This is a genomic window from Rickettsiales endosymbiont of Stachyamoeba lipophora (assembly GCF_003932735.1).
In the GTDB taxonomy this organism is placed as follows: domain Bacteria; phylum Pseudomonadota; class Alphaproteobacteria; order Rickettsiales; family 33-17; genus RICK01.
Genome location: NZ_CP033611.1, coordinates 980243 through 1006473, shown reverse-complemented (window position 1 = coordinate 1006473; position 26231 = coordinate 980243). Strand labels below are relative to the sequence as shown.

The following is a 26231-nucleotide window of genomic DNA, read 5'->3' as shown; positions in this document are numbered from 1 at the left end:
GCTCCCCTTTTTCTTTTATTGATAACAACCATCATTTGAAGATTACTATGAAGTAAAATCAAAAAACATAAATCAGCCCGTAATATACAATATAAGAATAGAAATTTAGTATAAGCAGCATCTAAATTGGCTCCACGAGTCAACGTTTAAAAAATAGGTGTGGGTTATTTAGCCGAGTGAGATGCATAGATGTATGTATAGCCTCTTATTCTCTAAATCGTGGTAAATATTGCCGGCTAAAGAATTTATATCTTACAATGTTTACGCATCTTCATGCCAGCAAACATAACCATTTTATACTCGCTATCCATAAAGCTTATAATCATGCTTGGTTACTTAATAACAGTAAATTAAAGCCTTATCACCCTGCTATAAAACTCACGAAAAAGATAATTTTGATTTCCACATTATAACTACAACAACTCATCTATATATGTTAAAGACTCTATTCCTATAGAACTTTTAGTAAACACAAGCTTAAGGTAAAGTAGTAATCTTTTTAAAAGATTTAATTAAAAAACATCATAGAGTTCTTACAAAGCCGAAGTAAAGTCTAATGAAATGCCTATCATCCTTAAAAACAACACCTAAGCAAGATGGGAGCGTAATGATCCTTAACAGTAACTTTGATGATATCATTAAACCAAGCTATATTATATTTTTGCTTTCAAAATAAAGCCTTTATAAGCTGCTTATCGTCCGCAACTTAAATCCAGCTTGCGTTCTAGCCTAAAACCCTATTATATTAACCGATATTAGTAACAAAGTTTATTAGGGATAAAATAACCCATGCATTTATTTAAACATGATTTATTAGAAGATAACCTGGCACTTAGGCGTAAAATACTTGCTGCTAAAATTATTATTGTATTATTATTTATCACATTACTTTTGAGCCCCTTAGGCAATCAAAAAACTATGAAACCTAAATTTGTAAACTATATTGCCAGGCTTAAAATTGAAGATGAGATTGTTTATGATCATGAAAGAATTAACAGATTAGCTCAAATTACAGAAGACAAGCAAATTAAAGCCGTTATTTTACATATCAATAGCCCAGGTGGCACCATCGGTGGCAGCGAAGCTTATTATAGAGTTCTAAAAAAAATTGCAGCTACCAAACCGCTAATTATTGTAATGAATGAAGTGGCAGCCAGCGGAGGTTACTTAATCGCGTTAGCTGGTGAGAGAATCTATGCTCTTGAAACCACTTACACCGGCTCAATTGGCGTGCGTACGGAAGCTATAGAGGTAACCGAGCTTGCGGCAAAACTAGGCATCAAGCTTCACTCATTTAAAACTAGTGAATTAAAAGCAGCCCCTAATCCTTTTGAAAAGGTTAGCCAGCGGGTTGCCGAAAATGTACAATATAATCTTGAAGAAGGTCAGAGATTTTTTGTTAAATTAGTTCAGGAAAATCGCAAACTCACCTCCACTCAACTAGCAAAAGCTACTAATGGCTCAGTATTTATGGGCTCACAAGCTTTAAGACTAGGCTTAATTGATGAAATTGGTGATGAAGAAACTGCTCTGCAATTCTTGAAAACCACACATAAACTCGATTATAACACCTTAGATTATCAGATTGAAGTTCCTAAGCATGAAATTGAGCAACTGCTAAGACGCTTTAAAAGCAAAATAACTTCTTTACTAAGTACCAAAAGCCAAATCATGGCTACAAGGTAAAAGTTAGCAAGAAGCTTTTTATAAGCTTAAATTGATGAGGTCCAGCCAGCTGTTAACCAATTTCAAAAACAAGGTTAAGAGTTACAATTATTTAACAAAACAGCTAAAGCTTTTTTGATTTATTTGATACAGATTTTAGTATTGTACTAAAATATTAGTACAACCAAATTTTATTCCAGTACAAATACTGAGCAATTTTATTATAGCAATATAATATGAAACCAAGCTCAAAAAATAACGCATTCTTTTCCTCTGGGCTGTTCTAGTATATATGTTTTGTTACAACAGCTTTTAAAATCTATCAACAGCTAGATGACATTTGCCTTGGATCAAATATGCTTAATAAAACCCTTCAGCAACCCAAATAATGACCAAGTGAGAAAGGCCCTTTAAATTCTATTAAAACCACGCTTACCATTGTAATATTTAATTTTTTAATATTTTTTACTTGTTAAGGCTTTTTAAAAATGTTAATATTAATTAATGAATAAAAATTTATATTAATTAGTGTTTTATTAATATTTATCAAGGAGCAGAACGATGAATAAAAAACAAATTACAACTGAATTACAAAAAGCTAATCCATTAACCATGAAAGAAGCAAAATTCATCGTGGAAACCGTATTTAAAGCGATTACTGAAGGTTTACTCAAAGGTAAACGTACAGAAATTCGGGGATTTGGTAGTCTTTGCATTAGGCAGAGAAAACCAAGAGCTGCCCGTAATCCTAAAACTAATACCAACATAGCTATTGGCGAACGTAGTGTGGTATATTTTAGGGCTGGTAAAGAACTATTAAACAAAGTTAATAAGAAAAAAGCGGCTTAACCTCGGGTCTATCATAATTATAACCCATACACTAAGCTCAATACATATAATTTACCTGGGAATAAACTTTAAGTTTATCCCAGGTTTATTACATTGATAAATTAGCTATTTAATCTTTATAAAAACCTATCTATAATGTAGCGAATAAATTTACTATTTAACATTTTTTTAACTCAACTTCTCATTATGATGGATTTACAAATAATCGAGCAAACCCTTATAGCGCATGAGCTTAAACCATATTTATATAAGTATTTCAAATCATTAACACAAGCCATTAAAGTTACTTATGAGAAGTATAAGGAAGATATCCATAACACCACCTTAAAATCTATTGCAGAATTTGATTATTTAAACTGCAAAAATCTTAAAGAACTTTTTGCTTTTATTTATCAACTTGAAGTTACCTCTTGTCCTCCTCTACAGGAAGATGCTGATAGCCACTCAAGACGAGCTGAAAATCTTTTAAATACTATCAAAATATGTGCCCGCATACTTATCTCTACACATCCTAATTTAATGAATTCTTCATGGTTTTTTAGAGAAATAATTAGCCATTTAACCCTTATTGAAGCTGATCAACAACAAAAAAATGATCAAGGTGCAATTTTATTAAAACCACAAAAACTACCACCATTACGAGCAAATATGACTGATGGATACCGAGCAAGCTTGCTTAATGCAGATACACCCTTAATCTTTAATTCAAGCATCACTATTACCGAAGATCAAGGCCGCAGAGCAGCAATGGAAGATGCTTTTTTTATCGCTTTGGTAAAAAACAGCACATCTAAAGGGCAAATGTTAGAGCAATTATGTACTCAAAACAAAGCCCTTAATAACTTTACGTGCGATAATTCCTCAGGCTCAACGGCTGCCATTTGCCATTATGATCTTGCTTTAAATTGCATAGTTTATAGCAATTTAGGCGATTCGAGGATTATGTTACTTCTGTACGACCAAGCTAACAACAAAGTTACTGTCAAACGCCTTACTAAGGATCACAAACCTACCGACCCCTTGGAACATTGCCTAACTATCTATGGTGGCGGGTATGTAAGCAACCGCGGAAGAATTAATGATCGTTTAAGTTGTGGCAGATCATATGGTGATGCACATTTAGGAGAGGCGTTATCAAGATATGCGGATTTTGGAGTGATTGACTTAAACGATTCTGAATATACCAACCAAGAAGTTACTATCCTTATATGTTGTGATGGTTTTTTTGAAAAAATAAAAATAGGAGAGACCAAAGAACCAGGCTTAAATGAAATAAAAATTGCTAAACTATATCAAGTATGGAAGCTGCAAGCAGCTCTATATTCTCCACCCATACCTTTTAGCCAATTTTTAACCAAAGGGACATTATCTTATAGTCAAGATAATTTATCGATCATGGAGATAAACTTAACTCAGCTGCAACAATCATTATGCGCTGCTATTTTTGATGGACATGGTGGTAAAACGTGCGCTCGTAATTTAGCGAATTACTTAACAACTATGCGCTTAGATGATATTGTAATCTTAAATGATGCAATGCAATATATAAACAGTGATAATTGGCAACAACAATATGCATGCTTTTCTCACAAAACCATCTCTGCAAGCTGGACCGGCGGATTATCAACACAGCGAGCCACAATGCCTCAAAGCGTAACTCCAACTAAGCAGCTATTGATAATATAATTTGAATTAGACAAAAAAGATATTGTTGCACTGGTATAAGAGAAACACCTATCAAAAATATAGCATAGCCAGCAAATATATAAAATGGAGATAACAAATTATTAGCATATACAAGCAATAAAAAATGACCCTGTTTAATTTTAGAAGGCTAAATAAAGCCAATTAATTACCTAAAACTTGGAACCTCTAAAACAAAGTAACCTTTACTACCCATAAAACATTGCGCAATCTAAGTGATGGTATTGTTCTTACTAACCAACAAAGTTAATTAAATAAGGTAAATTGCCTGCCAGCCCACCGGAAAGTTGCTCTAAAAGTTAGATTAAGCTAGATAACAACTGTTCCTAGCTTTTGAAAAAAGTTTAAACATGGTAGCAATATGATAACCTAGGTTCTTATTTTGTTATTGTTGAATCTAAGTTATACCTTGAGCCAAAAGGACATAGTCAAATGCAATTTCAAAGAACACCACACAATAACTTATGCAGCGATTAAATGCTGTTGATAAGCATCAATTACTTCATTCACCTCACCTAACATCCTAACTTGGCTTTTCTCAAGCCATAATACTTTATTGCAGAATTCCTTCACAATATTGATCGAATGAGAAGTAATTATCATAATACTTGCTTGGTCATAAAATTGCTTAGCTCGCTTTGCAGCTTTATCAATAAATCTTGCATCTCCTACTCCTATTGCTTCATCAAGCAACAATATTTCAGAACGAACTGCAGTAGAAATGGCAAATCCCAATCTAATTTTCATGCCATCAGAATAGGTTCTTACCGGCATATTTAAAAACTCACCAAGTTCGGTAAACTCTTCAATGTCCGGAATAATCTCGTTAATTTCTTTTTTTCTAAGCCCTAGCAAAGTACCCATATAATAGATATTATCATAACCTGTACGTTCTACATCCATACCAGTACAAATTGAAAAAATAGTAGTAATGTGCCCTTCTATTACCATCTGCCCTGCAGTCGGGGTTAAGAATCCTCCGATAGTTTTCAACAAAGTACTTTTTCCTGCACCATTATGGCCAATAATTCCTAAGCGATCTCCATTATTTAGCTCAAGAGTAAGATCACTAATTCCACAAACTATCGTGCTATTCTTTTGATCTTTAAAAATCAATCCGCCAGTGGTTAGACTAACCAGTTTTCTTCTTAATGAATTATAATGATCACCGATAATGGGATATTCAACTTTAATATTTTTTAATACTACTTTTGCCATAATTTATAGCCAAAAAATTACTCTATGTTTAAATTTACCGTAAGTATAGACCATAAGCATAGTACCAACCACTGCAGTAAAACTCATGACTATCCATGAAATATGATTTGGCATATTGCCTAATAGCGGACTTCTTAATATTTCTATCGCATGATAAAACGGATTCAGATCACCTATCCATTGCTTTGATTTCAGCATAGCTTTATCCCAATAAATCGGCGTAATAAACGGTATAATGCTCATGCTAATGGTCACAATTTGTTGAGTATCTCTGAATCTTGCATTTAAGAACCCAAATAACACCGCTACCCAGATTGCATTCACAATAGTTAAAAATAAAGCAGGAATTACTAACAACATATTCAGATTCATCTTCATATCGCAAACTATTAATATAAGAAGGATAATCGGAATATTATGGAGAAAGATCACTACATGCTTAGTCATAAATCTAAGCACATGCACGATAATAGGTAGGTTGACTGAATGAATAATATGGCTAACTACTAAAAATACATTACAAGAGTCATTAATAATTCCTGCAATAAAGCCCCACCCTATCATACCTACTGCTATGAAAGGCAGATAACTCCCGAGTGGTTGATTGAACAGCTGAGACATGACAACACTCATAGTTAATATCCATAAGGTGCTGCCAATAACTAACCACCATGGACCTAAAAAAGTTCGTACATATCTTTGCTTCACATCTTCAATTCCTAAAAATATCCAAATATGAAAGAGTTTAAGGCCCTTAATAATATCTTCTACTAATTGTAATCCGGAGAACATATGATATTTCTAGTTAATTTTCTTTGAAAGTATATCTACTAAAAGTTTAATTACAATATTTAATTGTTACGTGTGGTTTAATTATAGCTTCAAGATTTAGGGCTTGCCTTACTTACTTTAGGCTGATTAATTTCCGCAAGTCTTTGGTTAATAAAATAATCCATAAAATTTTTCTCACCTGGTGAAATCTGATCTTTATATTTTTGCAAAATATTTTGAATGATATGAAGGGCGTGTGCATCTTCTCCTATTTGAGCATAATATAACGCAGGGAGCTGTCTTACCCAAATTGGCGTTTGCGCAGAAGTTTCAGCAAGCTTATGAGCTATATTAATAGCAAGGTCTATATCTTTCATTCGATGATAGGCTAAATATGAAGCTTGATAAAGCCACCACCATTTCCCATCGTCCCCTGCCCCTGCATGTGCTTGTAAATATTTTACAATTTCTGCTAATTGAGAGGCATTATAATTATAACCAAAGTAATAAGCAGCAGTTGAAGGAGTATAGTTAGATTTTTGGTCTAGGGTATCAAGATAGCTAAACCAACTACTTAGTATATAATAATCATAGCTACCCACATAAGATGAACGCCCGTAACTATCGCCCATATATTGCAACTCTAAACTTAATTTTCGAAATAAAAATTGATTATCTCCTAGCGATTCTAAACCATTAATCATTTGATTGGGTAAATGCTCGGTAGTAACTAACCTAGGATTATAATCATACAGAGAAATATTTATAAAAATAAATCCTAATAAGATCATTACCTTAGTATAAGGCAAAATCTTGCTAAAATTCTTGTTTTTTAAAATCATGGCAACCTACAGCCAGTAATAGCAATGAAAATAAAATTAAACTGATCATCAGCTTAGCAAACAGCATGGTTTCAATAATATTAGTATAAATTAACCACTCAGTTTGTGTAACCAAGTCAAATCTTGGAAAAATTAAAGTAAATAAGTTCATTAATCGCTGTAAAATCCATTCATGCGCCCGCTCAAAACTAAAGCTATTAATATCATTTTTGCCTATCATTACCAAAAAACCAGCAAGACGAGATAAAGAATAAAATCCTATAGCAGTTAAAGTAATGAGTAAATTTCTTTTCAAAATCAAAGCAACTGCCATAGTAAAGCTAGCTAATGCTAACAATTCTCCAAATAAGCTAACCGAATATAAAACAATACCATGCAGCCTAGCTTTAAAGCAATAGAGAATAATTCCACTCAACAATGCAAATTTAAGCGCCAATAAAGCTAGTATTGTAAAAAATGCTATTGGAATATAAATGCGCGGAATAGCTTTAGTTAAAATAAATTCAAATTGTCGATGCTCGTATAATTGATTAATAGTATTACTAATGAAAACTATCATCAATACTATAAAAACATTCCTGAGCAATGTCCCTGTAAAGACTACAGAGGTTTCGATCTCTTCCAAAATAGCTATCTTGACAATAAATATTCCAACCACAGCAATTAAAATCAAAGACAGCAAACTAATATGTAGCAAACTGCTTTTTTTAGTATGTAACCAAAAATATTTGATTATAGGGATCATAGCTTGGCTAGTTAATTTAGTGGACGTAAGTTAAATTGATTGGTATCACTGCCGCCAAATTTATCAACAAGTTCTTTATCTTTAGCATTATAATTGCTACTACTTGGCACTATAGTTGCCTTGATAAAGATAACTGTTTGAACAATTTCTTTAGTTTTACCGGAAGATTTAAATAAATTACCTAGTAATGGTAAATCTTTAAATCCTGGAACGCCTGAATCAGTATTAGCTACTCTTTCTTCCATCATTCCACCAATTACCATTACCTCACCACTTTTAATTTTTAAAATTGAATCTAACTCTTTAATCTCTACCACCGGCACTTCGCTTGATAAATCACTAGTATTCACACCCTCTAAGCTTTGTGATGCCAAGGCATATACTATGCTTGGATCTTTCTTATTATCTACAATCTTAGATATGGTAGGCCTAATATTCATAGTTATCTCATTGGTTTCTAGATTAATTGAAGGCTGTAAATTAATAATTAACCCAATTGGCACGGTTTTTAGTTCAGAAGTAACTTGAGTATCAGTAGCACCACTAGTGGTGGTAGTTGAGGCTTGAGAGGTACTTTCAATTTTAAGCTGAAAATAGACATGATTTCTAGCAAAAGACAGCACTGCCTGCTGATTATTCATAGCATGAATCCTTGGGCTGGAAAGAGTTCTAGTAATACCAAATAATTCCATCAACTTAACCGCCGATATTAAATTAGAAGTAGTAGTACTATCAAAACGTTTATTGTAACTTGCTTTGCCTAAACCGTTTAATACTCCATAGGTAATTTCACCGGCACCAGTAGTAAACGAGCCTATAGGATTGGCAAAATTAATATCAAATCCTACAGAGTTTCTTTCTAACATATTCCAGTTAATTCCCGATTGAAATTCATCTCGCAATGTTACTTCTACCACTTTAGCTTCAATTAACGCTTGAGCTGATACATTTGACTTAATTTTTGCAATGTAGGTTTTAGCTATCTTATGCACTCTATCTCTGGCAAATAAGTTAATCATGCCTGCTTCTTTATTTAGCGATACATAACTTGATGCAATAGATCCTCCGGCATCTTTAAAAATACTTTTATCAGCATCTACTATTTGCTTGATATCTTGGCCCACAGTGGCCCATAAATTACCAGCCTGCTCGGCAACAATTTCTGAAGTAGATGCATTACCTGTAGTTGCCCCATCAGATGCTGAGCCAGATTGCAGTCCTACATTGACTTTATAAGTTGATTTGTTAGTACGAGTTAAGTTAAGAAAATCTACCGGATAACTTTCAAGATACGGTGTATCAATTTCAACTCTGAGCACGTTATCTAATATTCTATATCTGAGTCCTGCAAGCATAGCCACTCGATCAACCACTTCACTCAACGGTTTATCTTTAACTTTTAGAATAATTCCGCTTTTAATTTTAGGATCAAGTTCTATATCAATTTCAGCGAGCCTAGCTAGTTCAATTAGCACATCTTTAACATCAATATCCTCACTAACCGATAGGGTCACCAATTTATCACTGTTAATCAGTGGTTTAACCGGTTCTGCCAAAAATGGCTGAATAGGATTCTCATCTCCATAATCAAATTGTTCATTATATTTTTGATTATGCTGATTTTGAGCAGAGTTTTTAAAATAATTATTATAATCTTCTTTCGTATAATTATTAGACGGATCAATAACGCTGGTATCTAAATTTTTATTTAATGATCCATCCTTACAACCAATAGCTATGAACAGAAGTAAAATTATATATAAAATTTTGACTAACAAGCTGGGCTTACACACTCTTAAACTTCAATAAACAATTGAAATATTTATTAATTTGTTTAATAATATGACAAAAGAAATAATAATACAAGGAATAAATGGGAATTGCCGACTCTTTTTAAAAAGTACCCAGACACTACCAAATATTACCCCACATAATCCTGATAAAAAGATTAACCACACCACTTCTAACGGAGTTAAAAACAGCGCAGCTATACCAAGAAACTTTATATCCGCCAACCCTATCCCATCTTTCTTACGAACCAGGCTATAGACCAAATTTAATCCAAAAAAGAATGCATAAGTTATCAGCGCATATCTTAATTGAACTAAAAAATCTAAATTGTTATTTACCATGTATATTATGGCAGCCATGGCAAACAGAATTTGCATCAAATCGAATACTACTAAATATTCCAAATCCGTAATGATCATAGTCAAAAAAATTAAATAAAGGAAGGCGTAAAAATACACATCTTGACCGTGATAATAACAATAACAGAATAGGAAAATGCCAACAGTTGCAATTTCAATAATTAAATAACGCTTGCTGATGTTACTACCGCAATTGCTACATTTACCTCTTTGCAGCAAATAAGAAATGATAGGGATAAGATTATACCATTTTAAGGTTTTCAGGCATTTAGGACAGTAAGATCTTTCAAAGATCATATCTTCTCCGTTGACCATACGATGAGTAAGCATAGTTATAAAACTGCCCAATACTGCGGCCAACAATATCCAAGCTATTATCTCAATCATTACAATACTCATATTTACTCGCAACTTGCATTCTCAATACATATATGACATAATCTCAATAAATTAATCTTTTTGTCAAACAATCTTTAATGTTAAGCAGAGCGCAAATTAAAGGATTTACCATTATTGAAATCGGTATCGTGCTGGTTATTATAGGTATATTAATAGGAGGCTTGCTAAAAGCTTCTACCGGCCAATTAGAAATAACCCGATACAACCAAACTTTACAAAAATTGCAGATTATCCATCATGCTCTAGAATCTTTTGTAATGATAAATCAGCGGCTACCCTGTCCTGCTGATGCATCATTATCACCTACCAATACAAACTATGGTGTTGAAAATTGTTCAGGGACATTATCTGCAGGAGTAGCAATGCTACCTATCGTCACCCCTGCAATTATTGATAATACTATAATTGGTGGCGCTGTTCCTTATCAAACTTTGATGCTTCCACAAGAAACCATGTTTGATGGTTACGGCTTTAAACTTACTTATGTGGTTAGCCGCGGACTAACTAATATTAACAATGGCTTTGATAGCGAAGCGAGCGGCATTATTAAAATTAATAAATATGGAGCTTTTACATATTTTGTAGATAAAGCAGCTTACACTCTATTAAGCCATGGCGTAACAGGGCGGGGCGCCTGGAACAGAGGTGGCAGCAGAATTTCAAGTGGACTCAATCTATACAAAGTTGAAAATAGCCATAGTAGCGGTGGATGGAACGAAACTTTCCAAGAAAATCTTGAAAGTTTATATTTCGCTGAAATTAATTTTCCTAAAAATGCACCAATTGTTTTTGATGATATTGTGCAATATCAAACTAAATCACAGATATTAAATAACTTAGGCTACTCAATTAGCAGCACAGCTTGCGATGACGCTTATAGAGCACTTGCTGCCAATAATCTGGATGCAAATAAGCTTTGCGGCGGCAACGGAGGCCTAGCTAACGGCACCGCTTCTAGCCCCTACTGCAATGAATATATGTTAATATTAGCACAAGAGGTTAAAAAGAGATGCCTTCCTCGCATTCAATAACAGTTTTTACACATTGCAACATATCAACCAAGCCTACTTGTAAAGCGTTTAGCTTATTAGAATTATCCTTTGTATTAGTTATTATATCTATTTTTTTAGGGTTCACCCTTTCTTATGCAGCTAAAAAAACTGATGCGGATCGCCTAGCTCAAACTCAAACACGCACCAAAGAACTTGAAAAAGCCTTGTATGCTTATATAAATGCCAATCGATCTTTACCCTGCCCAGCCGACCCATCTTTAAGCGAAACTGATGCCAACTTTGGCCTAGCTCAAAGAGATTCAGGGAGTCCAGGTTTTTGTATCCAATCTACAAGCTTCTTAGGTTTAAGAAGTAATAATATGGTATGGGGTATGATTCCTACCAAAACTCTTAATATTCGTGATTCTTTAGCATATGATGGATGGGGCAGAAAATTTTCATATATTATGATCGAAACTTGTAACGCCGATGAAGGGACGGACCCTACTAATCATTTTGCCTCCAGTACAGCTTGCGGTGGAACTTCTAACACTCAAATACAAATTAATGATGCATCCGGGACCATTATTATGAACAATGCCATTTTTACTATTATTAGCCATGGTAAAAATGGTGTAGGTGGATTTAATGCCGCAGCAGGAAACCGCCGCGTTCCACGCCTTCCTAGCGGAATTAGTGCTGATGAAGCCACTAATGCGCATGTGGGTAATGATGGTATTATCGTCTCCCCACCCATCGACCAAATATTTGTAGCACGCATTCCTCAATTTGATGAAACAAATGCAAATTATTTTGATGATATAGTTTTATTTAAAAACAAAACTCAGATAATTAACAATATTAAAGCCTTAAACCAGGGAAGCAGCATTTGTAATATAGTTGACTCATTTAATACTGGCAGCGTTACTGCCGTACAACTTTGCGGTACTAAAACTACAACAGATTGCCAAAATATAATAAATAGTTTATACAATGCGTTAATACCCTTTTGTTATTAAAAACACTTTACAACGTCTTTAAACAAAAATAACATAAGCGACATAGCATGAAACAAAACATATATATTGCTTCTGATCACGCAGGGTTTAATCTTAAAAAGAGAGCTATAGAGTTCATCAATATTAACTTTCCAAATTTTAATCTTATCGATTTAGGTTGCGATACCAATGACGATTCTTGCGATTATCCTGACTTTGCTTATAAACTTGCAAAACTTTTAGCACCCAACACAGCCTCCCTTGGTATATTAATTTGCGGAACCGGTATTGGCATCAGTATAGCTGCAAATCGCTTTAATTGGATACGCGCAGCCCTATGTTACACCAAAGAAGCTGCAGTACTTGCTAAAGAACATAATGATGCCAATGTATTAGTTTTAGGTTCACGGATGCTAGCGGAACAAAATCACTTAGATATCATTCAAGCTTTCATCACCAGCAATTTTAGCGGAGATAAAAGACATCAACAAAGAATAACAAAATTATCAAAACTAGGAGGCATTAATGATCTTTACTGCGAATAACCATCTTAAAACCACTGATCCAGAAATTTTTGCAAGTATTGAGCAAGAATTTAGACGTCAGCAGGAAGGAATTGAATTAATTGCATCAGAAAATATTGTAAGCATGGCTGTGATAGAGGCTATGGGATCAATTTTAACTAACAAATATGCTGAAGGTTATCCTCACAAAAGATATTATGGCGGATGTGAATTTGTTGATCAAGTTGAGGAACTTGCCATTAACAGGCTTTGCAAAATGTTTGATTGTAAATTTGCCAATGTCCAAGCACACTCAGGATCTCAAGCAAATCAAGCAGTTTTTTTAGCATTATTATCTCCCAATGATACTATACTAGGTATGTCACTTGCAGCAGGCGGGCATCTAACCCATGGAGCAAAACCCAACTTATCCGGCAAATGGTTTAATGCGGTTCAATATGGAGTAACTGCGGATACCCATCTTATCGATTATGATCAAGTACAAAAACTAGCTCAACAGCACAAACCTAAATTAATTATTGCTGGCGGATCAGCTTATCCTCGGATTATAGATTTTAAGATTTTTAGAGAAATTGCTGATGAAGTTGGTGCCTACCTCATGGTTGATATGGCCCATATTGCAGGATTAATTGCTACAGGAATACATCCAAACGTTTTTCCATATGCAGATATTGTAACCTCTACTACCCATAAAACATTGCGTGGTCCCAGAGGTGGTATTATCCTTACTAACCACGAAGATATTGCTAAAAAAATTAACTCAGCAATCTTTCCTGGTTTGCAAGGCGGCCCTTTAATGCATGTAATTGCAGCTAAAGCAGTGGCCTTTAAAGAGGCATTAGCTCCTGAATTTAAAACTTATCAGCAGCAAGTGGTAAAAAATGCCCAGGCTTTAGGTGAGACTTTAATTAATCGCGGACTCAAATTGATTACGGGCGGTACTGACAATCATTTAATGTTAGTAGATCTAAGACCTAAACAAGTTACAGGGGATATTACCGAAAGTGCATTAGAACGTGCAGGACTAACTTGTAATAAAAATTCCATTCCTAATGATCCAGAAAAACCTTTTATAACTTCAGGCATTAGACTGGGCACTCCTGCCGGCACTACGCGCGGCTTTAAAGAGGCAGAATTTATAATGATTGGCAGCTTAATTGCCGATGTAATTGATGCTTTAGTTGCAGGTACGAGCTCAAGCGTTGAAGATACAGTTAAACAGCAAGTTATAGCCTTATGTAGCAAATTTCCTATTTATCGTTAATTACTTTCTAATCACATTGATAAAAAGCAGAGTAAAGTTACCTGCTTTTTATCGTAACCAGCCAGCTTGAGATCAAATTATTCTGCTAGATATAAAGCTTAGCCGCCAACAAAACATCATTCCATATTACATTAATATTTTAAATATTTCACCTGGACTGCAATTTTAGTTGCCTAGTTAGCTACAATTAATTTAGCTAAGTATATTACCAAACTGAACTAAACTTAATTGTAATGTAACTAAGATAGGAGATTATTATGAAAGGCGCACCCGAGCAACAACCAATTAATGAAATATTACAAGAATATAAATTGCAATATAAAAATATTAATAAGGAAATAACCAGATTAGAGCTAGAAAAAATAGAATTAGAAGAAAAATTGGCTGCAAAGACAGAATATATAAACAAGTCCAATAAAGATAAAGAAGAAATTGAAAACAATGAAACCTATATCAAAGGTTTTAATTATGAACATAAAGAAGCTACATATTCAATAAGAAAGAAGGATTATACCACTAAAAAAAACCAATACGAACGGTTTGTTGAAACTACTTTTGGCCTTGGAGGAGCAGCTGCAGGTGCCGGCACTGGAGCGCTACTAGCCACCAAAACCGCAGTTGTTGCAAAGCTAGCTGCCACATCTACAGCGACTAAAGCTGCTGTTTTAACTGGCGGGATCATAGGCACTCCTGCAATCGCAACTGCTACTATTATAGGCGGCATGGGAGTAGGCGCAGGATTAATAGGCTATGGCATTGCCAAAGGAATAGAAGATAATTGGTCAAAACAAAAATGTACAGAATTAGAAAAAATAGCTTTAAAAGCTAAAAAAGAAATGGAAACGGCCAAAAAGGCATTTGACGAGTTAAAAGAAAAAGAAAAAGAATACGATGAACTAGTTATTCAAAACCGATCACATTTAAAAAACATTAATACAGCCAAAGAAGAGAGCGAGATCTTGAAAGCTCAGCTAGCCGCATTAGAAAGCAAAATAAAACTTAAGCATCAGGAATTATCAATCTTAAAAAACAAGATAGAAAAAACAAGCCAATATCAAGATCAAGATTTGGTAGCTTCACGATCTCCCACCAACACTTCAGCTATACCAACATTGCCAGCAAAAGATACTTTGTGGACCGATGCCGTAACGCATAAAACTACGAAAATACTTACAAAGAATACTACTGAAGATAAAATTAAAAAACTTGCTGCATTAGGATCTGAATTTAGAAGCGACGTAATAGATAAGATGATACCACAGTTAACTCAGAAAGAACGAATTAAATTTGAAAATGAAGTTAAGCAGCGTAATTGGTGGCAATCAAAAATTAGCAGCTCTTCTAAATCAAATGAAAATATTCAATTAGGATAAATAAAAATAGGAGACTTGCAATGCCACAAAATTTTAATTCTCAAGGAACGCCACATAATGTAACAACTGACACATTATGCAATGATTACTCAGATTTAGATCGTATCAATACAATAATAAAGATTCAAAACTATATTATCCGGCTATGCAGTAGCGCAGCTAATACTGTTATTTATTATGGAAAAGAAAGTGTACATATAAGCAAGAGATACACACACCTAACCAGAGAGAAATACATGAAGTTTCGTAATTCATTAACCTTAAAGCAACTTATATATTTTGATATTGCTTTATATTCTGCTGCTATAGGTATTGCCGGGGGAAGTGCATGGCATATATTAGATCATGCTATCAATAGTAGCAATTTAAACTTGATGAGTGCTATTTATAACTCAGCAGTAGGATGCATGTTCTCAACGCCTACAGGCTTATTACTTGGCAGTTTTGTAGAGCTAGTTGATTATCTTGATTCTAAGTTTGGTCAAAAAAGAGGTATAGCTCTTGAACGTGCTGCACGCAAGCTATGCGAAGCATCTGAAGAACGCACACAAGCTTTTATAGAATTTATAAAAATATCCAAACAAACAACCCCTAATTTTTTTCAATATAAATCTGAATTAGGTAAAGAAATAGATACCTTGATAGAGCAACTTCAAGACAAAAACATTACAATAAACCAAGATTATATATGCCCTATTACTAGGGAAGTAATGCGAGAACCTGTAAAGGCTGATGATGAGCACTACTATGAACGTGAAGCGTTACAACGCTGGTATAATAGAGGTAATAAAACATGTATCTTAAATCATTATAAAGAGCTAACCAATCCTAAAAAAATAGACATTGAGCAGAATTTTCAGCAAGAGATTGTTACAAACCTAAAAAATCAATTGCAAGAATCTTCTATTTATCAAGAGAAAGGCATTACTAATAATCATCTAGAGCAACTATCATCCGGCAAATTATTTACCGGAAGGGTAATCAATTCAATGTATTGCAATTCACACCCCAATTTGAGACCATTGTAAACAGCTTTAGATTAATATGCTCTTTCATTTATTTAGCAGCAAGGCTAATCTTTTCCTCTTAAGAAAGAGCATATATAAAAGACTTTACATCAATTTATGTAAGGTCTTTTATATAATAAGCGTTGCTTTAGCCGGCAACATAATCATTAAATATTCCTTCCAACTCATCACTTGCTACCCTATGCACTTCGCCACCAAATAGATTTGAATCACCTTGATAGATACAATTATTACTAATATAGATATTAGGAGCATCAATATGAGAGTTATTAGCTATCAAGTAAGGCGTCCCTATAAACACCGCTTCTTTAGCATTTAGCAAAGACTTGTTAATACTTAAAGATTTACCAGATACTAAAACTTCAAGTTTGCTATTATGTAGGCTATTTATCAAATAAACCGTATCGCCAGCGCTAAAAAAGGCATACTCCCCTTCTACTATAGATTGAGCAAATATTATATCATGTCTTGCTTGGAAAACATTTTCAGAGTTATCCCATAATTGATGGCGTATTTCTACATCTAAAGGCAGCTGTTGAGAACCCTCCTTATTCGCCTCTGTATAAACATTAGAATGATCTGCGCTATTAGTTATAGTGTGTGCCACATCCATTTGAGCATCATCTTGTATTACTGACATATATCCTCCATATATTGCAAATGCCATTTGACCAACTAAATTACCATCCCGGATTTTACAATTCAATAAATACTTTAATATTAATTTAACCACGCAAGATATATCTTGCCTAGAGTAAAGATTTTTTGATAAAATTATGATATTTAAGTGTTAGTTACTATTATAATTACTTGAGTAAAAACCAGGAATTGATTATAGATTTTATCACTTTAAACTTTTATAGAGAATATGATGCTACTTACTCGCACAGAATATAAAGAACTTTATCCGTTACATTATGCCGTAAAATATAGCAACATAAAATATAAAATACTTAGAGATGCTTTTAAGCTCTACTTCTCAACCTTCTATCAATCTAATAATGAAGATAACCCCATTAAACAAGACCTACCAAATGCACAAGATGATTCAGGAGAAAATATATTACATGTAGCTTTAAAAGCTAACCGGCTTAGGCTCGCAAAATTCTTCATTCGTATGCTAGGAAATCAATTAGATCAATCAAATAAATTAGATGACACCCCATTATTAGTTAGCCATCTCAAGCGATTGACTAAGCTTACAAAGTTAATGATCAATTATAACTTTAATCGCGAATCTGTTATAAATTATAATCACGAGATACCCTCTTATATGAAAGACCCTGCGATGACAGAAACAATGGAATTCATTCACAGGGATGATAGCATATCATCCCTCCGATCAAGCGCCGTACATAGATTGCTGAGCGAAAGAGAAAGCACAACTCATAAAGAGCACACTACAAACCTAGTAAGCAACTAAAATACACATATAAAATCTTTAACTCCTGGTTTGATGTTAGAATTTCTTTTTAGCTCCCAGGCCACTTATACTTCAATACAAAAAGAGAATTGTAATATTTCCACTACCGCTTATTTCACACTACATTGTATTGATGCAAGCAAAGTATTACCTTTATTAGATCAGTTTAATATAAGCTACCTAATCAAAAATGCTCCTAACTCCTCCTATTCTTATCTAGCAGTGCCAAATATAAATTTATATGACGTAAATTTAAATATACAGGCCTTATATGAATATATGCACACCACAACAATATAAAATTATAATGCTGCTCAAGATACAGGCTGCTTTCAAAACCGAAAGCACCGAGAGAGTTTTAGAAAAAATATAGCTGTGATGCAGAAAACAATAGAGCGTTAAGCATCATAAGTAAATTTTGATACCTTAATTACCTTTAACACTCGCGTTGAAAGCAGTCCAACATAAGAATTTCACACCATAACGATACTAAAATTTTTACTTTAAATCTTAATATCAAACAAGATTGTATTATAGATGCAGATCTCAGCACTTCGCTAGGCAAAGTTTAATTTATGATGATGTAAAAATAATTTTTAAATTCAGTAGTCAACGCCCCCAACTCATATTAGATTAGTTATATATAAAGTTATAGCAGTCCTGATCTTTTTTATCGCCCTTCAATGATTAGGAATTATAACTATATATTTTACTTATCAAAAAATATGTTATATTAATCTTTTGAAAATTAATCTTTTTTAATAATGTTAAGCAAGTTAAGTACGCAACCAGATTATAATATCTCCTCAAATCATAAAGTTTCTCGTGTGAGAGACTATATCAGGCTATTTAAGCCGGGCGTTATGTCATTGGTAGTATTTAGTGGCCTAGCAGGCTTATTAGTTGCTCCAGGGCAAATCCATCCCTTTATTGCTTTTATTGCTATTTTATGCATTGCTATCGGCTCGGGTGCTAGCGGTGCTATTAATATGTGGTATGACCAAGATATTGATAGAATTATGAAACGCACCCAAATGCGTCCTATTCCACAAGGGCTTATTACTCCGGAATCGGCTTTAGAATTTGGAGTATGCACTGCATTTTTATCTGTATTTTTAATGGCAATTGTCGTCAATTACACTGCTGCAATATTATTACTAAGTGCTATTTTATTTTATGTATTTATTTATACTTTATGGTTAAAAAGAGTAACGCCGCAAAATATCGTAATTGGAGGCGCAGCAGGTTCTTTTCCACCAATGATTGGCTGGGCAGCCGTTACTAATAACATCGCTATTGAATCTATTATATTATTTACAATAATTTTTATGTGGACACCTCCACATTTTTGGGCATTAGCCCTTTATAGATCTGAAGATTATCAAAAGGCCCACGTACCTATGCTACCAGTTACTAATGGTATTAAATCAACCAAAATACATATATTTACCTATTCTATTATAATGCTTCTTACCACCCTTCTACCCTTCTTTATCCATATGAGTGGATTATTTTATTTTGGTTGCGCCCTAAGCAGTGGGGTATATTTTTGCATATTAAGCTTTAGATTGTTGAGAGCCAAAGATATACTTCTTGCCCCCAAATTGTTTGGATATTCAATTATTTATTTATTTTTTATTTTTACTGCCCTTATAATTGATCATTATCTAATAAACTTTTGAGTAATTTATGCCGCAACATTCATTTCATAAACTACAAAAATATAAAAATTATACATTACTAGCTATTATTTTAGGGATAATTGCGATAATATTTATTGTAAGCATCTTAAAATTTAAAGGTCATGCATAAATCAAGTAACAATAAAATACTTGTTAATTTACTAGCGGTTACATTTGGCATGTTATTATTATCATTCGCCACGGTACCACTTTACAAGATTTTTTGCCAAGTTACGGGATATGGGGGAACAGTCAGAGAAGTCTTTACTAGCTCTGATAAAATTGGCACAAAAACTTTACGGGTATATTTTGATGCTAATGCTAGTCCCAGTTTGCCATGGCGTTTTAAAAATGAACAACCTTATATTACCGTGACTACCGGCGAAAATGCTTTAGCCTTTTATAGTGCAGAAAATTTAAGTAGCAACCCAGTTAAAGCTATGGCCACTTATAATGTAACGCCTCAAAAAGCAGGAAAATATTTTCAAAAGATTAGTTGCTTTTGTTTTGAAGAACAAATGTTACTTGGCAAGCAGCATGTAAACCTTCCTGTATCATTTTATATTGACCCTAAAATAGAAGAAGATCCCAATCTTAAAGAAGTGGATAGAATAACTTTATCCTATACCTTTTTTAATATTTCTGAATTTAACTAAAGGAGTATTTATGGAAAAAAAACATCCCTATCATCTCGTTGAATTAAGCCCTTGGCCAATTTACTCAGCCTTTTCTTTATTAATTTTGTGTGTAGGGGCATTACTCTTTATGCATAAACATTTTCTGGGTAATATCTTACTTCCTGGAGGGTTTACCTTAGTAATATTTGGTATGTATGTATGGTGGCGTGATGTGGTCAAGGAAGCTCTTACTGATAAAGCTCATACTGAACCAGTACAAAACGGTTTAAGAATTGGTATGGCTTTATTTATTCTTTCTGAAGTAATGTTCTTTTTTGCTTTCTTCTTTGCTTTCTTTAAATCTGCACTTTTTCCGGTAGATATTTTAGATGGAGTCTGGAGTGCCGCACAAGGAACATGGCCACCAAAAGGGGTGGAAACTTTTGATCCATGGCATTTACCGTTATTTAACACTCTGATTTTATTGTTATCCGGTACTACGGTCACCTGGGCTCATTATGCCTTGCTAGAAAATAACCGTAAGGACTTTATTGATGCTTTAACTATTACTGTAATACTAGGATTTATCTTTACCGTATGCCAGACGTTTGAATATCTACATGCTCCGTTTGGTTTTAAAGATGGCATCTATGCTTCAAACTTCTATATGGCTACCGGATTTCATGGAGTCCATGTGCTTATAGGCACTATATTTTTAGCAACCTGCTTAATAAGAGCACGAAAAGGACAAATGGATTCACAAAATCATTTAGGTTTTGAGTTGGCCGCATGGTATTGGCATTTTGTAGACGTAGTTTGGTTATTCCTATTTGTTTTTGTATATTTATGGGGAAAATAATAGTATTAAATTAAAACCCTATATGCACGAAATAAAAAAACCAGTTTTAAAAACTGGTTTTTTTATTTTTCCCGCAAAATTTTTATTATAATATTAAAAAAATTTGTAGCTTATTATTTTACATTTGAAAATATATGGTAATATAATAAAAAATTCATTATAAATTAGTTAGTTACAAAATAACGTTTAACGCTTTGCATATCTTATATTTCAAAATTGCAGTAAACTGAAAGAATGCGCCTCTTTTCGCATATTATTTTACTTAATTATTATTTACCATTTGAAATATATATAAATTCTTATTATTATTAATATATAAACCTTTTTAAATTTTAGATCATATGGCAGAAGGCAAAATTAATGCTGACCCTCTATTTGTAGGACTCACTAGACCAACTTTATTTTTTGGGGTTAGTTATAATTTTTTTTTACTAAATTTATTTATCAACGCTATCTTTTTTATTAATTCATCAAGTTTTTGGGTTTTACCTATAGGTATAGCAATTCATGGCTTAGGTTACGCTTTATGTTTTAAGGAACCTTTGATTATTGAACTATGGCTAATAAAAATGCAAAAATGCAATTTATGTAAAAATAAAATGTTTCACGGCGCCAATTCTTATGATCCATTTTAAAGTACATGTTTAAAATATCACCCAGCAAACCTATTAATTCTAAATACGCCGATAGGGAAATTTCAGTAGCAAATTTTATCCCTTATAAATGCCATTGGAATCATAACACTTTGCTAGGGGAAAATAATGAATTAATTAAAGTTATTAAAGTTGGGGGGTTTTCATTTGAAACTGCAGACGATGAAGATTTAGATATTCAAAAAAATATCCGCAATATGCTTTTCAAGGGACTTGCCACTGGTAGCCTTAATTTATTTTTTCATATTATTAGACGCAAGCAAAATATTATTCCAGAAGATAATTTAAACATTGACCCTAACATTAAGATCAAAAAGGACTTTACCACCTTAGTAGATAAAGAGTGGAAAAAGAAGCACCAGAACAATAAAGCTTTTACCAATGAACTTTACATTACTATTATCCGCAAATCAAAAGATAAAGGTGTTACTTTTATCGAAAACATTTACAAAAACCTTATTCAAAAAGCTGATAAGTCTGCTTGGGAACGCGATATGCGTGACTATTATGAAGAGCTCGAAGAAGCAACCAACAGACTAATAACGGCTCTAAATAATTACAATGTAAAAGTTTTAGGAGTAGTAGAAAGAAATGGTTGCTTATATTCTGAGATATTAGAATTTAAATCTAAAATAATTAACTGTGGGGCAAGTCCTAACATGTTCATGCCCCATATGGATATTAGTCATTATCTTGCTAATTCACGTCTCTTTTTCGGTAACAAGTCGATTGAAATTCGTAATAGTTATGGCAGCAAATATGCAGGCATAGTTAGCATTAAGGAATACGGCCCAAAAACCATGTCAGGCATGCTTGACGGCTTCTTACAAATGCCATTTGAATTTGTACTTACCCAATCATTCAACTTTATTAATAGGCAAGTAGCTATTACCAAAATGCAAATGCAGCAAAACCGTATGATTCAAGCTGGCGATAAAGCTATAACCCAGATTGCTGAAATTACTGCTGCACTAGATATGGCCATGGGAGGAGATATTGGCTTTGGAGAACACCATCTCACCGTAATGTGTATTGACGATTCTTTAAAAAGTCTTGAAAATTCTATTGCAATGGCTGCGGTTGAAATATCTAATACAGGTTGCATTCCTATTCGTGAAAAAGTCAATCTTGAACCCTGCTTTTGGGGCCAATTACCTGGCAATGATGCTTTTATAGTCAGAAAGGCGACTATTAACACTTTAAATTTAGCTGGATTTAATTCATTTCATAACTTCCCAGTAGGTAAAGCCAAAGAAAATCATTGGGGAGAATATGTTACTATTTTTGATACCACCTCAGGTACTCCATATTATTTTAATTTTCATCTAAGAGATGTAGGACATACTCTTATTATAGGACCAACTGGGGCTGGTAAGACAGTACTAATGAACTTTCTATGTGCACAAGCGCAAAAATTCAAATGTCGTATGTTCTTTTTCGACAAAGATCGTGGTGCTGAAATATTTATTAGAGCATTAGGTGGTGTTTATAATGTTATTAGCCCGGGAGGAGGATGTAATTTCAATCCTCTTAAACTTCCTGATACTTCTCAAAATCGTACATTTTTATTAGATTTACTAAAGCTATTAGTGACCGTAAATAATGAACCTCTTACTTCGGAAGATATTGCCTTACTTAACTCAGCTATTAACGGCACTTATAAATTAGCTGCTCATGATCGTAAATTTTCAAATATTGCCGCCTTTTTAGGAATCGAAAAACCTGGTAGTATTGCATCACGCTTTGCCATGTGGCATGGTAATGGCTCTCATGCTAAAGTCTTTGATAATGATAATGATTCCTTAGATTTTACCAAATCAAAAGTATTTGGCTTTGAAATGGCTGAACTACTTAAAGATAGCATTTCACTAGCTCCTGTACTTAGCTATGTGTTCCATAAAATTAACATTTCTTTAGATGGCACTCCTACCATGATAGTTTTAGATGAAGCATGGGCTTTAATTGACAACCCCGTGTTTGCGCCTAAAATTAAAGATTGGCTAAAAGTACTTAGAAAACTCAATACTTTTGTAATTTTTGCTACTCAAAGTGTAGAGGATGCCAGTAAAAGCCAGATTAGTGATACTCTTATCCAGCAAACTGCCACTCAAATTTTCTTGCCAAATTTAAAAGCTACCGATGTATACCGCTCTTCTTTTATGCTTTCCGAGCGAGAATATGCTTTAATTAAAACTACCGATCCTAGTAGTAGATTTTTCTTAGTAAAACAAGGAACCGATGCTGTGGTAGCAAGAATTAATTTAAGTGGCATGACTGACATTATTAATGTGCTATCAGGTAGATCTGAGACTATATTACTGCTAGATGAAATTAGAAAAGAAGTGGGTGACAATCCTGAAGATTGGTTGCCAGTATTTTATGACAGGGTCAAAAAGGTTAATTAAGGTAAAGATATGAAACATTGGCCAATTAAAAATTTAATTTTAGTATTAGCATTGAGCTTGTTTACAGTAAACTTTGCTTCTGCCAGCACCCTTATTGAGAAGGCTAAAGATGATAGCTGCATTGGAGGTGAAGGTACCTCCAGATGGGCAAGCCTAAACGGTCTCGGTGCATTGCTGATGTGGATTTCTAATGATTTTTACATGGTAGGCGATAAAGCTGAAACTCCTGAAAGTTGCTCGATTCCTCTTAAAGAAGGGGAAGGCGTAAAATATTGCTACGAACCGAGTCTTTTTGGAGTTCCTATAGGCACTAAAAAACAATGTAATTCTATTGCGCACAACCAGGACGCTATGCTAGGCGCCCTACCTATTAGAGGTCAAAATATTGGCGATATGATGTGCATACAAGCGCTGTCTATTATAGGATATGTTAATATTGGCTGTAAATATCGTGAACCACCCAAACCAACAGCTATTAATCATACTCAAAATCTAAAATGTTATATTGCTGAAGCATGTACTACTAGAATACTTAGCGAATCACAATCTTTAATACCAATTACCGCACCCATTGTAAAATGCGTAGAAGAATCTATCAAAGCCTATTTCATGGGTAAGGAAGGATGTAGCGATTCTTTATTACAAAACTTCCAGGACAATTTAAGAAGGGTAGTAACCTTATTACTCACTATTTATGTGATGTTCTTCGGCCTTAAAATCGCTTTAGGAAAAGAGCTCCCTCAAAAATCAGAGATATTCGTATTTATTTGTAAAATATGTGCTGTAATTTATTTCTCTGTAGGGATCAGGGTAGGCGATGATCTATATCATGGGGTTTATGATATTTATAATTTCTTCATGGGTATCATGCAAGATTTAGTGATGGTAAGCCTTGAAGTAGGAAAATCTCCTACTGGCCTGTGTTTATTTGATGGTAATTCAGATGTAGCAATGTGGGATAGTATTGATTGTAGAATAGCATTCTATTTAGGCTTAAATCGACCAGATACCCTTGGAATTGGTGCCGCTTTCATAGCCTCATTTTTATTATTGGGCATTTTCCCTATTGTAGGTGTTTTAGGTGGAGCTTTAGGGTTAGCAGCACTAGCTCTGCCCTTTACTTTCATGTTCGCCTTTATGGTCGGATTGTTGGTGTTTGCTTTACTAGTTATCTCAGTGGTTGTGCATGTAGTTCATACTTACCTGGTGGCTATGATTATCGTAACTATTGCCGTATTTACAGCACCTTTATTTGTACCAATGGTGCTTTTCCAGTGGAGTAAGCGCATGTTTGATGCATGGCTTAGAGCGATTTTTGGATACGCCTTCCAGCCGATGATTTTATTTTTATTCTTAGGATTTATGTTTAACATTTTCGATAAGATTATTTATCCAGAATGTAAATTCATCCCTGATCCTAATATTGAGACAGTGGTTAGCACAATGAATGAGATAGGTTTTCAAATTCCGAGCGGAGTAAAATTATGGGTACTAGATAAAGATAGCGGCGATAGTACACAAAACTTTACGTGCCGGAGTAGCTTTGGTGCCTTCATCCAAACTATATTTACTCTTGGCATAGTTGATTTTGTACATGGACAAGCCAGCCTGGATATAGATTTTAGCAGAGTTATTACTAGTGGTATATTGGTGATCATTTTCGCCTTTATATTTTACTTCTTTATTAATTTAGTCGGTTCAATAGCAGCCGATCTTTCAGGAGCTGTAGGATTATCCAGCATGGCAGTAGGCGGAACTTTTGTTTTAGATAAAGCTATCGATACAGCCGTTAAAGCAACTATGGCAGCAATTAACCTCGCTATGACTGCAGCAAGCGCTGCTACCGGCGGAGCAGCAGGCGCTGTTGGAAAAGTAGCAATGGGAGCGGCCAAGCAGGTAGGAAGCGAAGTGGCACGCGCAACAGCAAGTCATATGAAAGAGGCAGCAGGAGATGGCCCTACTAACCGCAATAATGATAGTGCTGGCAGCAATGGCCGCAATGGCAGCAATGGCAGCAATGGCAGCAATGGTAATCCTCCTCCAACCAACACACAATCAGAAACTTAAAAA

General features: G+C 34.1%; 24 protein-coding genes. 17 read left to right on the top strand and 7 right to left on the bottom strand.

Annotated elements, in window-relative coordinates:
• Positions 1-789: 789 nt before the first annotated feature.
• The 3 genes from sppA (at position 790) to EF513_RS04580 (ending at position 4200) form a co-directional block, all read left to right on the top strand.
• Complete coding sequence (gene sppA / locus EF513_RS04590; protein ID WP_125216239.1) at positions 790-1686, top strand: signal peptide peptidase SppA; 897 nt, start codon at positions 790-792, stop codon at positions 1684-1686.
• A 540-nt stretch (positions 1687-2226) separates the two neighbouring features.
• Positions 2227-2514 (top strand): HU family DNA-binding protein, encoded by a 288-nt coding sequence (locus tag EF513_RS04585; protein WP_125216238.1) that lies wholly within the window; start codon positions 2227-2229, stop codon positions 2512-2514.
• A gap of 186 nt (positions 2515-2700) precedes the next feature.
• Positions 2701-4200, top strand: coding sequence for a PP2C family serine/threonine-protein phosphatase (locus tag EF513_RS04580; protein ID WP_125216237.1), 1500 nt, complete (start codon positions 2701-2703; stop codon positions 4198-4200).
• Positions 4201-4680: 480 nt separating this feature from the next.
• On the opposite strand, the gene EF513_RS04575 is transcribed toward EF513_RS04580, so the two are convergent.
• From EF513_RS04575 to EF513_RS04550, 6 genes are all read right to left on the bottom strand, one after another.
• Positions 4681-5436: an ABC transporter ATP-binding protein gene (locus EF513_RS04575; RefSeq protein ID WP_125216236.1), complete on the bottom strand. Its 756-nt coding sequence runs from the start codon at positions 5434-5436 to the stop codon at positions 4681-4683.
• Positions 5437-5439: 3 nt separating this feature from the next.
• Positions 5440-6228 carry an ABC transporter permease gene (locus EF513_RS04570; RefSeq protein ID WP_125216235.1) on the bottom strand — a complete coding sequence of 263 codons (789 nt, stop codon included), beginning with the start codon at positions 6226-6228 and terminating at the stop codon, positions 5440-5442.
• A gap of 89 nt (positions 6229-6317) precedes the next feature.
• On the bottom strand, positions 6318-7049 hold the full coding sequence (locus EF513_RS04565) for a hypothetical protein (RefSeq protein ID WP_125216234.1): 732 nt from the start codon (positions 7047-7049) through the stop codon (positions 6318-6320).
• Positions 7024-7746 carry a hypothetical protein gene (locus EF513_RS04560; protein WP_125216233.1) on the bottom strand — a complete coding sequence of 241 codons (723 nt, stop codon included), beginning with the start codon at positions 7744-7746 and terminating at the stop codon, positions 7024-7026. Before EF513_RS04560 ends, EF513_RS04565 begins: the two co-directional genes overlap by 26 nt.
• A gap of 59 nt (positions 7747-7805) precedes the next feature.
• Entirely contained in the window at positions 7806-9572 is a 1767-nt protein-coding gene (locus tag EF513_RS04555; RefSeq protein ID WP_125216232.1) for a type II secretion system protein GspD, read from the bottom strand.
• A gap of 24 nt (positions 9573-9596) precedes the next feature.
• Positions 9597-10331 carry a prepilin peptidase gene (locus EF513_RS04550; RefSeq protein WP_164503825.1) on the bottom strand — a complete coding sequence of 245 codons (735 nt, stop codon included), beginning with the start codon at positions 10329-10331 and terminating at the stop codon, positions 9597-9599.
• 89 nt (positions 10332-10420) lie between these two features.
• On the opposite strand from EF513_RS04550, the gene EF513_RS04545 reads away from it, so the two are divergent.
• The 6 genes from EF513_RS04545 to EF513_RS04520 all read left to right on the top strand — a co-directional run bounded on the left by EF513_RS04545 (position 10421) and on the right by EF513_RS04520 (position 16522).
• Positions 10421-11374: a hypothetical protein gene (locus EF513_RS04545; RefSeq protein WP_125216230.1), complete on the top strand. Its 954-nt coding sequence runs from the start codon at positions 10421-10423 to the stop codon at positions 11372-11374.
• Entirely contained in the window at positions 11353-12354 is a 1002-nt protein-coding gene (locus EF513_RS04540; protein ID WP_125216229.1) for a type II secretion system protein, read from the top strand. Before EF513_RS04545 ends, EF513_RS04540 begins: the two co-directional genes overlap by 22 nt.
• A gap of 47 nt (positions 12355-12401) precedes the next feature.
• Positions 12402-12878, top strand: coding sequence for an RpiB/LacA/LacB family sugar-phosphate isomerase (locus EF513_RS04535; RefSeq protein WP_125216228.1), 477 nt, complete (start codon positions 12402-12404; stop codon positions 12876-12878).
• A complete protein-coding gene (glyA, locus tag EF513_RS04530) occupies positions 12859-14121 on the top strand; it encodes a serine hydroxymethyltransferase (RefSeq protein ID WP_125216227.1) in 1263 nt (420 codons plus the stop codon). The genes EF513_RS04535 and glyA overlap by 20 nt, the downstream gene beginning before the upstream one ends.
• A 257-nt stretch (positions 14122-14378) precedes the next feature.
• Positions 14379-15494, top strand: a complete 1116-nt coding sequence (locus tag EF513_RS04525) for a hypothetical protein (RefSeq protein ID WP_125216226.1) — start codon at positions 14379-14381, stop codon at positions 15492-15494.
• Between the two features lie 20 nt (positions 15495-15514).
• Positions 15515-16522: a U-box domain-containing protein gene (locus EF513_RS04520; protein ID WP_125216225.1), complete on the top strand. Its 1008-nt coding sequence runs from the start codon at positions 15515-15517 to the stop codon at positions 16520-16522.
• Between the two features lie 127 nt (positions 16523-16649).
• Here EF513_RS04520 and EF513_RS04515 read toward each other — a convergent pair whose 3' ends face one another.
• On the bottom strand, positions 16650-17162 hold the full coding sequence (locus EF513_RS04515) for a hypothetical protein (protein WP_125216224.1): 513 nt from the start codon (positions 17160-17162) through the stop codon (positions 16650-16652).
• Positions 17163-17393: 231 nt separating this feature from the next.
• Here EF513_RS04515 and EF513_RS04510 point away from each other — a divergent pair, with 231 nt between their 5' ends.
• From EF513_RS04510 to EF513_RS04480, 8 genes are all read left to right on the top strand, one after another.
• The gene (locus tag EF513_RS04510) at positions 17394-17945 is read left to right on the top strand and encodes an ankyrin repeat domain-containing protein (protein WP_125216223.1); all 552 of its coding nucleotides are present in this window, start codon (positions 17394-17396) and stop codon (positions 17943-17945) included.
• Between the two features lie 764 nt (positions 17946-18709).
• Entirely contained in the window at positions 18710-19627 is a 918-nt protein-coding gene (gene cyoE, locus EF513_RS04505) for a heme o synthase (protein WP_125216222.1), read from the top strand.
• Between the two features lie 7 nt (positions 19628-19634).
• Positions 19635-19757 carry a hypothetical protein gene (locus tag EF513_RS08090; RefSeq protein ID WP_277592616.1) on the top strand — a complete coding sequence of 41 codons (123 nt, stop codon included), beginning with the start codon at positions 19635-19637 and terminating at the stop codon, positions 19755-19757.
• Positions 19750-20283 (top strand): cytochrome c oxidase assembly protein, encoded by a 534-nt coding sequence (locus tag EF513_RS04500; RefSeq protein WP_125216221.1) that lies wholly within the window; start codon positions 19750-19752, stop codon positions 20281-20283. The genes EF513_RS08090 and EF513_RS04500 overlap by 8 nt, the downstream gene beginning before the upstream one ends.
• Before the next feature lie 10 nt (positions 20284-20293).
• Positions 20294-21103, top strand: a complete 810-nt coding sequence (locus tag EF513_RS04495) for a cytochrome c oxidase subunit 3 (protein WP_125216220.1) — start codon at positions 20294-20296, stop codon at positions 21101-21103.
• A gap of 341 nt (positions 21104-21444) precedes the next feature.
• Complete coding sequence (locus EF513_RS04490) at positions 21445-21738, top strand: VirB3 family type IV secretion system protein (protein WP_125216219.1); 294 nt, start codon at positions 21445-21447, stop codon at positions 21736-21738.
• 5 nt (positions 21739-21743) lie between these two features.
• Complete coding sequence (locus tag EF513_RS04485; protein WP_125216218.1) at positions 21744-24161, top strand: VirB4 family type IV secretion/conjugal transfer ATPase; 2418 nt, start codon at positions 21744-21746, stop codon at positions 24159-24161.
• Positions 24162-24170: 9 nt separating this feature from the next.
• Positions 24171-26228, top strand: coding sequence for a TrbL/VirB6 family protein (locus EF513_RS04480; RefSeq protein WP_125216217.1), 2058 nt, complete (start codon positions 24171-24173; stop codon positions 26226-26228).
• Positions 26229-26231: the final 3 nt, after the last annotated feature.

Coding starts and splice junctions, on each gene's coding strand:
- EF513_RS04570 (WP_125216235.1), bottom strand. CDS start 6,228: ATGTTCTCCGGATTACAATTAGTAGAAGATATTATTAAGGGCCTTAAA.
- EF513_RS04520 (WP_125216225.1), top strand. CDS start 15,515: ATGCCACAAAATTTTAATTCTCAAGGAACGCCACATAATGTAACAACT.
- EF513_RS04525 (WP_125216226.1), top strand. CDS start 14,379: ATGAAAGGCGCACCCGAGCAACAACCAATTAATGAAATATTACAAGAA.
- EF513_RS04540 (WP_125216229.1), top strand. CDS start 11,353: ATGCCTTCCTCGCATTCAATAACAGTTTTTACACATTGCAACATATCA.
- sppA (WP_125216239.1), top strand. CDS start 790: ATGCATTTATTTAAACATGATTTATTAGAAGATAACCTGGCACTTAGG.
- EF513_RS04545 (WP_125216230.1), top strand. CDS start 10,421: ATGTTAAGCAGAGCGCAAATTAAAGGATTTACCATTATTGAAATCGGT.
- EF513_RS04515 (WP_125216224.1), bottom strand. CDS start 17,162: ATGTCAGTAATACAAGATGATGCTCAAATGGATGTGGCACACACTATA.
- EF513_RS08090 (WP_277592616.1), top strand. CDS start 19,635: ATGCCGCAACATTCATTTCATAAACTACAAAAATATAAAAATTATACA.
- EF513_RS04510 (WP_125216223.1), top strand. CDS start 17,394: ATGCTACTTACTCGCACAGAATATAAAGAACTTTATCCGTTACATTAT.
- cyoE (WP_125216222.1), top strand. CDS start 18,710: ATGTTAAGCAAGTTAAGTACGCAACCAGATTATAATATCTCCTCAAAT.
- EF513_RS04500 (WP_125216221.1), top strand. CDS start 19,750: ATGCATAAATCAAGTAACAATAAAATACTTGTTAATTTACTAGCGGTT.
- EF513_RS04485 (WP_125216218.1), top strand. CDS start 21,744: ATGTTTAAAATATCACCCAGCAAACCTATTAATTCTAAATACGCCGAT.
- EF513_RS04580 (WP_125216237.1), top strand. CDS start 2,701: ATGATGGATTTACAAATAATCGAGCAAACCCTTATAGCGCATGAGCTT.
- EF513_RS04495 (WP_125216220.1), top strand. CDS start 20,294: ATGGAAAAAAAACATCCCTATCATCTCGTTGAATTAAGCCCTTGGCCA.
- EF513_RS04565 (WP_125216234.1), bottom strand. CDS start 7,049: ATGATTTTAAAAAACAAGAATTTTAGCAAGATTTTGCCTTATACTAAG.
- EF513_RS04535 (WP_125216228.1), top strand. CDS start 12,402: ATGAAACAAAACATATATATTGCTTCTGATCACGCAGGGTTTAATCTT.
- EF513_RS04585 (WP_125216238.1), top strand. CDS start 2,227: ATGAATAAAAAACAAATTACAACTGAATTACAAAAAGCTAATCCATTA.
- EF513_RS04550 (WP_164503825.1), bottom strand. CDS start 10,331: ATGATTGAGATAATAGCTTGGATATTGTTGGCCGCAGTATTGGGCAGT.
- glyA (WP_125216227.1), top strand. CDS start 12,859: ATGATCTTTACTGCGAATAACCATCTTAAAACCACTGATCCAGAAATT.
- EF513_RS04480 (WP_125216217.1), top strand. CDS start 24,171: ATGAAACATTGGCCAATTAAAAATTTAATTTTAGTATTAGCATTGAGC.
- EF513_RS04490 (WP_125216219.1), top strand. CDS start 21,445: ATGGCAGAAGGCAAAATTAATGCTGACCCTCTATTTGTAGGACTCACT.
- EF513_RS04575 (WP_125216236.1), bottom strand. CDS start 5,436: ATGGCAAAAGTAGTATTAAAAAATATTAAAGTTGAATATCCCATTATC.